Annotated in this window: 12 protein-coding genes; 7 read left to right on the plus strand and 5 right to left on the minus strand. The window is 74.1% G+C overall.

Annotation, left to right across the window (positions count from 1 at the left end; genetic code table 11):
* The first annotated feature begins 10 nt into the window (after positions 1-10).
* The 3 genes from LQ327_RS24940 to LQ327_RS24950 are packed head-to-tail and all read left to right on the plus strand — an operon-like array spanning position 11 to position 3,957.
* Positions 11-1,309, plus strand: a complete 1,299-nt coding sequence (locus LQ327_RS24940; RefSeq protein WP_230738505.1) for an anhydro-N-acetylmuramic acid kinase — start codon at positions 11-13, stop codon at positions 1,307-1,309.
* On the plus strand, positions 1,306-2,445 hold the full coding sequence (nagA, locus tag LQ327_RS24945; protein WP_230738506.1) for an N-acetylglucosamine-6-phosphate deacetylase: 1,140 nt from the start codon (positions 1,306-1,308) through the stop codon (positions 2,443-2,445). Before LQ327_RS24940 ends, nagA begins: the two co-directional genes overlap by 4 nt.
* Before the next feature lie 12 nt (positions 2,446-2,457).
* Entirely contained in the window at positions 2,458-3,957 is a 1,500-nt protein-coding gene (locus LQ327_RS24950) for a sodium:solute symporter (protein WP_230738507.1), read from the plus strand.
* A 4-nt stretch (positions 3,958-3,961) separates the two neighbouring features.
* On the opposite strand, the gene LQ327_RS24955 is transcribed toward LQ327_RS24950, so the two are convergent.
* The 4 genes from LQ327_RS24955 to LQ327_RS24970 all read right to left on the minus strand — a co-directional run bounded on the left by LQ327_RS24955 (position 3,962) and on the right by LQ327_RS24970 (position 8,749).
* Positions 3,962-4,279 carry a hypothetical protein gene (locus tag LQ327_RS24955; RefSeq protein ID WP_230738508.1) on the minus strand — a complete coding sequence of 106 codons (318 nt, stop codon included), beginning with the start codon at positions 4,277-4,279 and terminating at the stop codon, positions 3,962-3,964.
* 3 nt (positions 4,280-4,282) lie between these two features.
* On the minus strand, positions 4,283-6,244 hold the full coding sequence (locus LQ327_RS24960; RefSeq protein ID WP_230738509.1) for a dipeptidyl-peptidase 5: 1,962 nt from the start codon (positions 6,242-6,244) through the stop codon (positions 4,283-4,285).
* Positions 6,245-6,359: 115 nt separating this feature from the next.
* On the minus strand, positions 6,360-7,547 hold the full coding sequence (locus LQ327_RS24965) for a fatty acid desaturase family protein (RefSeq protein ID WP_230738510.1): 1,188 nt from the start codon (positions 7,545-7,547) through the stop codon (positions 6,360-6,362).
* Positions 7,548-7,576: 29 nt separating this feature from the next.
* Positions 7,577-8,749, minus strand: coding sequence for a ferredoxin reductase (locus LQ327_RS24970; protein ID WP_230738511.1), 1,173 nt, complete (start codon positions 8,747-8,749; stop codon positions 7,577-7,579).
* Positions 8,750-9,026: 277 nt separating this feature from the next.
* Here LQ327_RS24970 and LQ327_RS24975 point away from each other — a divergent pair, with 277 nt between their 5' ends.
* From LQ327_RS24975 to LQ327_RS24990, 4 genes are all read left to right on the plus strand, one after another.
* Positions 9,027-9,536 (plus strand): hypothetical protein, encoded by a 510-nt coding sequence (locus LQ327_RS24975; RefSeq protein ID WP_230738512.1) that lies wholly within the window; start codon positions 9,027-9,029, stop codon positions 9,534-9,536.
* Positions 9,533-10,843 (plus strand): FHA domain-containing protein, encoded by a 1,311-nt coding sequence (locus tag LQ327_RS35010; RefSeq protein WP_230738513.1) that lies wholly within the window; start codon positions 9,533-9,535, stop codon positions 10,841-10,843. Before LQ327_RS24975 ends, LQ327_RS35010 begins: the two co-directional genes overlap by 4 nt.
* A gap of 28 nt (positions 10,844-10,871) precedes the next feature.
* Positions 10,872-11,657: an FHA domain-containing protein gene (locus LQ327_RS24985; RefSeq protein WP_230738514.1), complete on the plus strand. Its 786-nt coding sequence runs from the start codon at positions 10,872-10,874 to the stop codon at positions 11,655-11,657.
* Positions 11,658-11,886: 229 nt separating this feature from the next.
* The gene (locus tag LQ327_RS24990) at positions 11,887-12,420 is read left to right on the plus strand and encodes a MarR family winged helix-turn-helix transcriptional regulator (protein ID WP_230738515.1); all 534 of its coding nucleotides are present in this window, start codon (positions 11,887-11,889) and stop codon (positions 12,418-12,420) included.
* On the opposite strand, the gene LQ327_RS24995 is transcribed toward LQ327_RS24990, so the two are convergent.
* A complete protein-coding gene (locus tag LQ327_RS24995) occupies positions 12,377-12,724 on the minus strand; it encodes a hypothetical protein (protein ID WP_230738516.1) in 348 nt (115 codons plus the stop codon). The two genes, LQ327_RS24990 and LQ327_RS24995, sit on opposite strands and share 44 nt — an antisense overlap.
* Between the last annotated feature and the right edge of the window lie 6 nt (positions 12,725-12,730).

Genomic DNA, 12,730 nt, shown 5'->3' on the forward strand with positions numbered 1-12,730 from the left:
CGTCGTCGGGATGCTGTCGGGGACGTCGATGGACGGCCTGGACACCGCGGTCTGCGAGATCGAGGTTCCCGACGGAGCAACTGAGCACGCCGATAGGGGGGCTGCGAGCCTGACCGTGCTGGGTCACCGGTCGGCGCCGTGGCCCGCCGACCTGCAGGAACGGCTGCTCGCGGTCCTCCCTCCGGCGCGGACCACCGTCGAGGAGATCGCCTCGCTGGACAACGCCGTCGGGCAGGCGGCCGGCCGAGCCGCCGACCAGGCGCTGGAGGCGGTCGGGGTTCCCGGGGACCTGGTCGCGTGGCTCGGGCAGACGGTGTTCCACGGGATCGCGGGCGGCACGGCGACGGGCGGGCTGCAGCTGGGTCAGCCGGCGTGGATCGCGGAGGCGACCGGCCTGCCCGTCGTCTCCGACCTGCGCGCCACCGACATCGCCGCGGGCGGTCACGGGGCACCGCTGGCGAGCACGCTCGACGCGCTGTGGCTCGCGACCGGGGAACGGACGATCGCCCTGAACCTCGGCGGGATCGCGAACATCACCGTCGTCGCCCCCACCATCCCGCACGAGGGGAACCCTCATCCCGCTAGAGCGACCGGATCCTCCCCTCACGGCCGACCGACGGTGATCGCCTACGACACCGGCCCCGCGAACTGCTGGCTCGACGTCGTCGCCCACCGCGCCACCGGCGTGCCCTACGACGTCGACGGGGCACTCGCGGCCTCCGGCACCGTCGACGACGCGCTGCTCGACCACCTGCTCGCCGAGCCCTACTACGCGGCGCGGCCCCCGAAGACGACCGGCCGCGAGCTGTTCACCGCGGCCGCTCTGGACGCCGCGGTGGCCGCCACGAGTCCGGGGATCGAACCTGCGGATCTGGCCGCGACCCTCGTCGCGCTGACCGCCCGCACGGTGGCCGACGCGTGCCGGGCGCACGGACCGGTCGAGGTCGTCGGGTCGGGCGGCGGGATGGACAACCCGGTACTCCGCGCCGCGCTCGCCGAGGCGCTGGCCCCGACGCGGCTCGTGTACTCCGACGAGCGCGGTCTGCCCTCGGCCGCGAAGGAGGCGGTCCTGACCGCGCTGCTCGGTGCGCTGACCTGGCACGGCGTGCCCGGGGTACGGCCGGGCGCGACGGGCTCGCACACCGCGCGGGTGCTCGGCCGGATCAGCCCCGGGCGCCGACCGCTGCGCCTCCCCGAGCCGGTCGGGGCCGTCCACGCGCTCCGGATCGGGCCGCCGCGAGGGGAGGATCCGGTCGCTCTAGGGGGCCGAGGGGTCCCCTCGTGCGGGAGTGGCGGGGTGCAGGCGTGAGACGGCGGCTGGGCGTGGGCGCGGCCCTCGTCGACGGCGTGCTGCATCCCGGCGACGTGGCGGTCGCGGACGGCGTCGTCGAGGCGGTCGGGCTCCCGGCGGCGCGGGGCGGGGCGCTCGCCGTCGCCGGGCTGGTGGACGTGCAGTGCAACGGCTACGCCGGGATCGACCTCACGACGCTGGGCGACGCCCCCGACGTCGAGCGGGTGGACGCGTTCCGCCGCGCCGTGGCCGCCGACGGGGTGACCGCCGTCGTCCCGACGATCATCACCGCGGCGCCCGACACCCTGACCGGGGCGCTCGCCTGTCTCGACGAGTCACGCGGGAGCAACGACGGCGCCCGGCTGCTCGGCGCCCACGTCGAGGGGCCGTTCCTCGCCCCCGCGCGGCGCGGCACCCACCCGCCGCAGCACCTCCGAGCACCTGACCACGGATGCTTCACCCAGCTCCTCGACGCCGGCGACGTCGCGATCACCACCCTCGCCCCGGAGCTCGACGGCGCCCTCGACCTCGTCCGCCGGGCGACCAGCCGGGGCGTCACGGTGATGGCCGGACACTCCGACGCCACCGCCGCCCAGGCCCACGCCGGGTTCGACGGCGGGATCACCGGCGCCACGCACCTGTTCAACGCCATGAGCGGGTTCGACCACCGCGCACCCGGACTGGCCGCGGCCGCCCTCGCCCACCCGGGCACCGTCGTCTCCGTGATCGCGGACGGCCACCACGTCGCCCCGGACGTGCTGCGCGTGATCGCCGCCGCCGCGGCCGGGCGGTGGGCGCTCGTCACCGACGCGACCGCGGCCGCCGGGATGCCCGACGGCCGATTCACCCTCGGCGACGTCGAGCTCACCCTCGCCGACGGCGCCGTCCGCAACCCCGACGGCACCCTCGCGGGCAGCGCGGCGACCCTCGCCGGCTGCGTCCGGACGGCCGTCGCCGCGGGCATCGACCTCGCCGCGGCGCTCGTCGCCGCCACCGCGACACCGGCCGGGATCGTGCCGCCCAGCCGGCGCCCGCACCGCGATCTCGGCCGGCTGCGCCCCGGCGGGGTCGCCGACGTGACGGTGTTCGACGACGCTCTCGAGGTCACGACGGTGCTGGTGGCGGGCCGGCCCACGATCGCCGGCAGCGAGTAGGAGGAGGCGGGCGTGCACGACGTCGTCAACCTCGCGGTCATCGTCGCCTACCTGGTGGCGATCGCCGTGATCGGTCTGAAGCTCTCCGGTCGGCAGCGGTCGGCCACCGACTACTTCACCGGGGAGCGCTCGCTGCCGTGGTGGGCGGTGATGTTCTCGATCGTCGCGACCGAGACCTCCACGCTGACCGTGATCAGCGTTCCGGGGGTGGCGTACGGCGGGTCGTTCTCGTACGTCGAGCTCGCCGTCGGGTACCTGGTCGGGCGGATCCTCGTGGCGTTCGTGCTGCTGCCGCTGTACTTCCGCGGCGGGTTCGTCTCCGCCTACCAGTACCTCGGGCAGCGCTTCGGGCGGCCGACGCAGGGGCTGGCCTCGCTGACGTTCCTGGTCACGCGGCTGCTCGCCGAGGGCGTGCGGCTGTTCGCCGGCGCGATCCCGATCAAGCTGCTGCTCGCCGAGTTCGGGCTGGACGTCAACTACTTCGTCATCGTCCTGGCGATCACCGCGGTCACCGTCGCCTACACCTACGTCGGTGGGATCAAGGCGGTGGTGTGGACCGACTTCCTGCAGATGGGGCTCTACGTCGTCGGTGCGGTGGTCTGCGTGATCGTGCTCGCGACGCAGGTCGACGCCGGCGGCTGGGCGGCCGCGTGGGACGCCGGGAAGTTCACCGTCTTCGACTTCTCGAAGCCGATCCTGACCAGTCCGTACGCGTTCGTCACCGCGGTCGTCGGCGGAGCGCTGCTGACGATGGGCTCGCACGGCTCCGACCAGCTGATCGCGCAGCGGGTGCTCTCCTGCCGCTCGCTCTCCGACGGGCGCAAGGCGATGATCGGCTCGGCGGTGGCGATCGGGGTGCAGTTCGGACTGTTCTCGCTGGTGGGGGCACTGCTCTGGGCCCGCAACCGCGGGGCGTCGCTGTCGTCGCTGCACCTGACCAGCGACCAGCTCTTCGGCGAGTTCATCCTGCGCGACCTGCCGATGGGCCTGTCCGGGCTGCTCGTCGCGGGCATCCTCGCCGCGACGATGGGGTCGCTGTCCAGCGCGTTGAACTCGCTGTCGACCTCCACGATCGCCGACCTCGTGGAGTCCTGGGGGCGGTGGCGGCCGGACGAGGCGACGATGCTGCGGGTCGCCCGATGGATGACCGGGGTGTGGGCGCTGATCATGGTCGGGTTCGCGTCGCTGTTCACGACCACGCAGGACCCGGTGGTCGAGCTCGGGCTCTCCATCGCCTCCTACGCCTACGGCGCGCTGCTCGGGGCGTTCCTGCTCGGGCGGCTCGTCCCGCGGGCCGACGGGGTGGCGTCGTTCGTGGCGTTCGTCGCGACGCTGATCGGGACCGCCTGGGCTGCGCTGGGCATCGACATCGGCGGGCAGCCGCTGGCGTTCCCGTGGTTCGTGCCGCTCGGCGTGGTGATCACTCTGGCGATCGGCGGGGTGATCTCGTTGGTCCGCCCACGACGGGAGCCCGTGGACGATCCGGAGCCGGAGCCGGTCGCGTCGGCCTGAACCGTCACGACCCGCCGTCGTCGGGAACCCCGGAACGCGCGCTGCCGTCGGGTGCGGTGTGCGAGGCGCCGGCGGTCGAGCCGTCGATGGCCGGCGCCCGCTGGCCGGTGCCGTAGTAGACCCAGAGATCGCCCGGATGGTGGGCCGAGCAGTCGGTGTCGTCCACGCGGACCGCGGCCGGGCTGGAGCAGACCTCGTTGGTCGTCGAGTCGGCCTGCAGCCACGCCCCGACGCCGAAGACCACGGCGATGACGGCCAGGCCGATCCAGAAGCTCGCGAGCACGCCGCCGAACCCGTCGCGGTCGTCGGTGCGCTTCGCCATGCGTCAGTCCAGGTTCTCGATCGCGACCGGCTCGATGCCCTCGTCGTCGGGCAGTGTGAACCCGAACAGCCGCGCGTAGAACGCTAGCTCGGCGTCGAGCGCCCGGCGGATGTTCGCGGCCTGCCGGAACCCGTGCTGCTCCCCCGCGAACAGCAGGTAGGCCACCGGGACACCGCGGGCGCGGAGCGCGTCGACGATCATCTCCGACTGGTTCGGCGGGACGATCGCGTCCTCGTCGCCCTGCAGTACGATCAGCGGCGTCGCGAACTGCTCGACGTGGTGCAGCGGCGAGCGCTCGACGTAGACGTCCCGGTCGGCGGGGTAGGGCCCGACGAGCCCGTCGAGGTAGCGGGACTCGAACTTGTGGGTGTCGCGGGCGAGCGCCTCGAGATCGGCGACGCCGAAGTGATCGGCCCCGGCCGAGAACGGGGTGTCCTCGCGGGCCAGCGCCGCGAGCGTGGTGAACCCGCCGGCCGAGCCGCCGCGGATGGCCATCCGGTCCCGGTCGACCCGGCCGGCGTCGGCCAGCGCGCGGGCCGCCGCGAGGCAGTCCGCGACGTCGACGATCCCCCAGGCACCGTCGAGCTGCTCGCGGTAGGCGCGGCCGTAGCCGGTCGAGCCGCCGTAGTTGACGTCGACGACCCCGAAGCCCCGGCTCGTCCAGTACTGCAGCCCGACGGCGAGCACCGGGGTCGCCGCGCCGGTGGGGCCGCCGTGGATGACGACGAGGAGTGGCGGGAGCTCGTCACTCGGGCCGGTGTGGGTGCCCGACGGCGGGTAGTACAGCGCGTGCGCGTCGCGGGGGGCGCCGTGCGCGTCGACCGAGAGGAAGGTCATCGGCTCCGGGACGGACAGCGTCGTCGGGTCGAGGCCGAGGTCGCGTGGGGCGCGCAGGGTGGTGACGGTGCCGTCGGTGGTGACGCGGTGGATCCCGGGTTCGGTGGTGGGTGAGCCGGCGACGCAGAGGACGGCGTCGGGTCCGTCGGCGCGTACCGAGCGGATGGCGGTGAACCCGGTGTCGAGGAGGTTCACGGTCCGGTCGGGTTTCCGCACGGCGAGGGCGTCGAAGCCTGCCGAGGAGCGGGCGAACACGACGGTTCCGTCGTTGAGCATCGCGGAGCGCGACCCGCCGAGTTGCCAGCCCGGGACCCCGATCTCGGCGTCGAGGACCACCAGCGGTTCGACGACGCCGCCGACCGGCCAGCGGTAGAGGTTCCACCACCCGGTGCGGTCGGAGAGGAAGACCAGCGACCCGTCGGGCTGCCAGGCGGGCTCGGCGACCGACTCCTCCGGTCCACCCGCGACGACGGTCTCGTGACCGCTCGCCAGATCCCGGACGGTGAGCACGGTGTCGTCCCACGGCATCGACGGGTGGTCCCACGAGATCCACGCGAGCCGGGCGGCGTCGGGCGAGAGGCGCGGGGCGGCGACGAAGTCCGGTCCGCTGACCATGACCTCGGGTGTCGACGGTGTCCGCGCGTCGAGGCGGACGATCTCGTTGACGACCTCGGTGGCCGGGCCGTCCGTCGTCGGGTGGTGCTCGCGGACGCAGACCAGCCAGGTCCCGTCCGGGGCGACGTCGCCGTCGGCGTAGCGGTCGCCTCTGCTGACGGCCGGCTCGGGGGTCAGCGGGGTGACGTCGTTTCCCTCGAGCCGTCGGAGCCGCTGGTCGGTCCACTCGACGTAGAACACGACGCCCGGCTCCGCGGCGCTGGTCCACCAGCTCCCGCCGCCGTACTCGTGCACCGCGCTCCGGGCGTTGCCGCCGTCGGGGAGCAGGTCGGTGCAGGTCCCGTCGGGGTCGCGGCGCACCAGCGCGATCCGGCCGCCCTCGGTCGCGCGGCCCTCCCCCCAGACGACCGCTCCGGTGCCGTCCGGGCGGACCTCGTCGAGGCGGACGGCGGCGGCGACCACGAGCTCGGAGGTGATCGGCGTCGGCCACGAGCCGTAGGAGGAGATCGACACGCGGCCCACGCTATCGCCGGGCCGGTTCGGTCCCGCCGCCCCTTTGCTGATCAACAGCACATGAGGTGCCTCGCACGGCCTCCTGCTCGGCCTCATGTGCTGTTGATCAACTCCTTTACGCGGCGGCGGCCGCCGCCGCGCGGGCCTCCCGCGCCGCGGAGGGCGTCGTCGAGGCGTTCTCACGACGCAGTCCCTCCGACTCGTGCGCCGCCTGCTCGGCCGCCGCCTTACGGTTCGGGAGCGCGAGCCGCCAGATGGTGCGGATCGACTTCCAGAACTGCTTCGGGAACGGCCCGATGTTGTACGGGAGGTCGTACTTCTCGCAGATCGCCTTCACGCGCTCCGCGATCTCGGGGTAGCGGTTCGACGGCAGGTCCGGGAACAGGTGGTGCTCGATCTGGTAGCCGAGCGAGCCGGACATGACGTGCATGAGCCGCCCGCCGGTGAAGTTGGCCGACCCGAGCAGCTGGCGCAGGTACCACTCGCCCTGCGTCTCGTTCTCGAGCTGTTCCTCGGTGAACACCTCGGCCCCGTCGGGGAAGTGCCCGCAGAAGATGATCGCGTACGACCACACGTTGCGGATGAGGTTCGCGGTCATGTTCGCGGTCAGCGTCGTGAGGAAGAACGGGCCGGTCAGCAGCGGGAAGAGCAGGTAGTCCTTGCCCATCTGCCGGCGCATCTTGCGGCCGACCTGCTCGAGCTTGGCCCGGAACTCCTCGGGGTCCTGGACGTCGCGGCGCAGCAGTCCCTCGATGTCGAGGTCGTGGATCGCCACGCCGTGCTGGAAGAGCAGCATCAGCAGCGTGTTGAACACCGGCTGGCCGAGGTTGACCGGGTGCCACTTCTGGTCGGACGTGACGCGGAGGATCTCGTAGCCGACGTCCTTGTCCTTGCCGATGACGTTCGTATAGGTGTGGTGCAGGTAGTTGTGGGAGTGCTTCCACTGGTCGGCGGGGCAGACGTTGTCCCACTCCCACGTGGCCGAATGGATCTCGGGGTCGTTCATCCAGTCCCACTGGCCGTGCATGACGTTGTGGCCGATCTCCATGTTCTCGAGAATCTTGGCCACGCCGAGGAGAGCGGCGCCCGCCATCCACAGCGGCGGGATCGGGCTGCCGAACAGCGCCACGCGGCCCGCGATCTCGATGCGGCGCTGCGTGCGGATGATCGAGCGGATGTACTCCTCGTCGGAGGCCCCGCGCGACGCCTCGACGTCGCGGCGGATCTGGTCGAACTCCTCGCCGAGCGCCTCGACGTCGGCGTCGGTCAGGTGGGCGAACTCCGTGATGTCGGAGATGGCCATGGTCGGACTCCCCTTCCGTGAGGTGGGTTCTAGAGGTCGATGACGCAGTCGCCCGACGCCGCGCTCACGCAGGTCTGGACGGTGCGGGTGGCCTGGTCGGTCGGCGCGACGCGTGCCTCGGTGCCGTCGCGCAGGTCGCGCACCGCGCCGGAGCGCAGCGGGGCGACGCAGGTGTGGCAGATGCCCATGCGGCAGCCGAACGGCATCGGGATTCCGGCGCGCTCGCCGGCGTCGAGGACCGTGGTCGCGCCGTCGGCCTCGACGGTCCGCCCGGAGCGGGCGAACGTGATCGTGCCGCCCTGCGACGACGCGGCGTCGGCCGAGAACGAGGCGGCGAACCGCTCGAGGTGCAGCGCGTCGGTGAGGCCGGCGTCCGCCCAGAGCTTCTCGGCGTCGTCGAGCATGGCGGCGGGGCCGCACGCCCAGGTCTCCCGCTCGCGCCAGTCCGGGACGAGGTCGTCCAGGCTCGTGCGAGGGGAGGATCCGGTCGCTCTACCGGGACGAGGGTTCCCCTCGTGCGGGGCGGGCCGGAGGGCGAGCCGGCCGGCCGTCGCGGTGTGGTGCGAGACGATCCGCCAGTCGGGGTGGCGCCGGGCGAGCAGGTCGAGCTCGTCGGCGAAGAGCGCGCGCTCGGCGTCGGGCGCGCAGTGCACGACGGTCACGTCGTGCAGGGATCCGCTGCCACCACGACGGTCCAGCGTCCGCAGCATCGCCATGATCGGCGTGATCCCGCTGCCCGCGGTGAGCATGAGGACCTTGTCCGGCAGCGGGTCGGGCAGCACGAACTCCCCGGCGGGCGGGGCGAGGCGGACGATGGTGCCGGGCGCGACGCCGTGCACGAGGTGACGCGACGCGAAGCCCTCGGGCATCGCGCGCACCGTCACCACGAGCCGCCGGCCGTCGCGCGACGGCGGCGTCGTGAGCGAGTACGAGCGCCACACGAAGCGCCCGTCGATCTGCACGCCGATCCCGATGTACTGGCCGGCGGCGTGGGTGAAGCTCCAGCCCCAGCCGGGCTCGACGACGAGCGTCGCCGTGTCCTCGGCCTCCGGGGTGACGCTGACGATGCGGCCCCGCAGCTCACGGGCGGACCACAGCGGATTGACGAGGGTCAGGTAGTCGTCGGGGAGCAGCGGGGTGGTGAAGCGGGTCGCGGCGTCGCGCAGTCGTCGCGCGAGCGGCGAGTCTCCGATCGCTGTCACGGTCTCTCCTCTGCCTGGTGAATTACTAGGTACCAGGAGTACCGGAGACCGACGGTTACCGCTACCCACGGTACCGGGTGAGTGTGTTGTTCCGGCTCACAGCCGGGTTCGTGGGCCGGCCCACATGTGCGTGCGTTTCCGTGTCCTGGCACGGAAACGCACGCACATGGGCCGGAGGCCCGAACCCGGTAATTAGTTCCCGATCGCGCCCGGCCGCCGACCCCTCCGCCCCGCTTGACTCGGAGTCGACATCGTTGCCGGACGCGAGGAGGACCCCGTGAACGCCGGAGCGGATCTGGCGGTGGACCTCGTGGTGCTCGCCGTCGTCGCCCTCGCCGCCTTCCGCGGCTGGCGGCGCGGGGGTACCGCGCTGGTGCTGTCGTTGGCGGGCGCGGTCGCCGGGGTGCTCCTCGGCGGCTGGATCGCGACCTGGTGGGACGCGTCCTCGACGGTCCTGCTCGTCGTCGCGATCGTGGTGGGCGGACTGATCGGGCTCGGCGCGGGCCGTCGCCTCGCCGACTCGCTGGCGAGCCGCGGCGGGGGCCGGATCGCGCGGCCGCACCTGCTCGAGCGGGTGGTCGGGGTCGTCGCGCACGGCGGGCTCGCGCTCGTGGTGTGCGTGGCGATCGGGGCCGCGGTGGCGGCCGTCGGACCCGCCGGGCTGAGCCAGGCCGTCCGGGGCAGCTCGGTGCTCACCGCGACCGCCGCGCACCTGCCGACCGCATCCCAGGTGGCCGACCGGGTGCCGGGGCTGGGCCGGGTCATGGCCGTCGGGGGGACCTCGTGAGCGCCCCGATCCCGACGCCGGCCCCGGCCCGCGCGCCGCTGCTCGGCACCCGCGGGAAGCTCTGGCTCGGCGGCGGTGCGGTCGCCCTGCTCCTGCTCTGGTGGATGACGGGGTCGCTGCTGGTCGCCCTGCTGGTCGTCGTGCTCCTGGCCCTCGGCGCCGGCCTGGCGGTCGTCGTCGCGGCCTGGGCCCGACCCCGCCCCGAGCCGCTGGACGCCCCGACCGCGGAGCGCGCCACCACCGACCTCTCGCTCGCCCCGCCGGCGGGGGCACCGGTTCGACGGGTCCTCCGGCTCGCCCTGGCCCGCCCGTGGGTGCACGGCGACGGGCTGCTGCGCGCCACCGCGACCCGGCTCGACGGCCACGACGCCCTGGTCTGGACCCCGCGCGGCCAGCAGGTCGCGGCCCCGCACCTGTGGGTGGAGTGGCACCCGGTCGATGCGGCCGAGGTCGCGCAGCGCCGCCCGCTGGAGGCGCTGGCCCGGGAGCTCGCCGAGGGCTACGTGACCCACGGCGCCGAGCAGGGGGTGCGCCGGCTCGCCGACCGCACCTGGGTCCACCTGCTGGTCTCGGACGACGTGCCGCTGGGCCGCGTCGTCGTCACCGCCGCGTTCTCGGAGCCGCAGCAGCCGCCGGTGGCCGCCGCGTGCGCCTCGACGTCCGCGCCGCTCGCCCCCGCGCGCGGTGCGGCCCCTCCGGCCCGGGCGCTGCCCCCCGCGCCCGGGCCGGAGCACCCCGGCCCGGCTGCCGGACCGGCACACCCCGGGCCGGCGCGGCGGCCCGGGCCGCCCGGACCTCCCGCCCCCGCACGGCCCGCAGGGACCCTCGCCACGATGGCGACGGTGTCCGTCCCGGCGCGGCTGCGGACCGTGATGGGCAGGGTCGGCCGGGCGGCCCGGGACGCCGGACTCGTCCCCACCCCCGCGGCGCGGGCGGTGCTCGTCGTCGACGACCCGGCCGGCTCCCGCCTCGGCGACACCGACGTCGAGGGCCGGGTGGAGCTGGGGCGCGACCCGGCGTGCGGGGTCGTCGTCGACCACCCGAGCGTCTCGTGGCGCCACGTCGCCCTCGCCCCCTCGGCCGGCGGCTGGACGGTCACCGACCTCGGCTCGACCAACGGCACGACGGTCGACGGCGTCCGCGTCACCGGCTCGACGCCGCTGTCGCCCGGCGCGTCCCTCGCGCTCGGCACCGACGGCCCGCGCCTGCGGCTGCAGGTGCCCGAGCCCGGTCCGGCGGTGCGCACGGACGCGACGACGACGGCACCGGTGGTGTCCCGTGGCACCGTCGTCTCCCGGGGATACTGAGATCGGGAGGACGACGGCGGGAGGGTGCGTGAGGCAGGTCCGCGACCCGGCGCGGCGGCTGCCGCTCGGCGGTCTGGCTCTGCTCGACGTGCGGACCGAGCGGCGGATCTCGGTGCCGTGGGGCGACACCGCGACGATCGGCCGCAACGGCGCCTCGGACCGGCACGTGCACGTCGGCGACGACCAGGTGTCCCGCGTCGCGGCCGAGATCGAGGTCCGCGACGACGCCTACCTCGTGATCAACCGCCAGCGCCACGGCGGGCAGCTGACCTTCCTCGTCCCGGGCGTCGCCGGGCAGGACCGCATCCGCGCGGGCAACGGACTGCTGGTGCGCGACTCGCGCGCCTCGCTGGGCCTCTGGCTCGCCGACGGCCGCGAGATCACGCTGGCGCTGCTGGCGTTCGGGCCGGTGGGCGCCGCGTCCGAGGTCCCCGACCTGGCCGGCGGCGCCACCGTCAACGCCGCCCTGCCCACCGACGAGACGTGGTGGTCGGTCCTGGTCGCGGCCTGCGGGCCGACCCTGATCGCCGCCGCGCAGAGTCCCGACGGCGTCGCGAGGGACGTCCACGGCGACGCCGACCAGATCACCGCGTGGCACCGGGAGGCGGGCCGGCCGGCACCGAGCCCCAAGACCCAGAGCGAGGCGTTCCGCCACGCCCAGCGATGGTTGCGCGGCGTGCGGCTCAACGACAAGACCCGCGGTTGGCGGGTCGCCGTCGTCGACCAGGTGATCGGCCTGCGCCTGGTCACCCTCGACGACGTACGGCGTCTGTTCCCGTCGCAGGTCCCTTCGGACCTGCCCGGACGGGGCTGACCGGCCCTGCCCGACGCGCCAGGGAATGCCACGACTCGCTACAGAAGGGTCGACACCGTAGCGTGCGGGTCAACGCCGCGACGCGGTGTGAAGGGGGAAGGCGTCCTCGTCCCGTCGGAAGAGTGACGCGCTGTTCGCGGTGGAGTGCTTCGCGGTCGGTCACCTCACCGAGGTCTACGCCTCGTGGTCGGCGAAGGAGTCCTCCGGCGCCAGGGGGAACGAGGACACGATGACTCGACAGGACGGGTCGACGGAGCCGGACGATCCACGCCCGGCGAACACGAACGGTGTCGGCCCGGGTGATCCACCCGAGACTCCGGAGCCGCTGCGGGGCGCACCAGGCTTCCTCGTCCGGCGGCTCTACCAGGCCTATTCGGCCGCATGGCTGCGACATGTGGACACCGCGCTCACCGGGCCGCAGTTCGCGGTCATGACCGCGGTGCACTCCTATCCGCGCATCGACCAGGGGTCGCTGGCGGCGTCGGTGGCGCTCGACCGCTCGACGATGGCCGACGTGTGCCGTCGCCTCGAGGACCGGGCGCTCATCCGGCGGGACACCGCACCGGCCGACGGGCGCCGCAAGCTGCTCACCCTGACCAGCCAGGGCGAGTCGGTGCTCGCGGACGTGACGTCGCGCGTCGGCCGGCTCAACCTGCGCCTGATGCGCGGCGAGGAGGAGGCCGGGGAGTTCGCGAGCCTGCTCGCGACCCTCGACAAGCTCAGCGAGCGATGGGAGCAGGTCGCGGACGAGGACGCGGTGTAGGACCGGGCCCGTCGTCGCCGTCGTCGGCGGCGGCGTCGGTCTCGTCACCCCCGGCTCCGTCACCCCCGGCCTCGTCTCCCCCGCCGTGGCGCCGCTGGCGCCGCATGAGGAGCAGGCCGATGCCGAGCATCAGCGTTCCCGCGATCAGCAGCACCGCGACCACGAACGGCAACCACCCCTGGCTGAGCAGCGCGAACGCGAGGACGTAGGCGGACGCGAGCACACCGAGCGGAAAGCCGAGTCGGAACAGGAACCGGTTGCGGTCGGTGTCCGGCGGCGGCCAGGTCGGGGTGGCACCGAGCATGGGGTG

This window comes from Actinomycetospora endophytica, assembly GCF_021026375.1.
GTDB lineage: Bacteria > Actinomycetota > Actinomycetes > Mycobacteriales > Pseudonocardiaceae > Actinomycetospora > Actinomycetospora endophytica.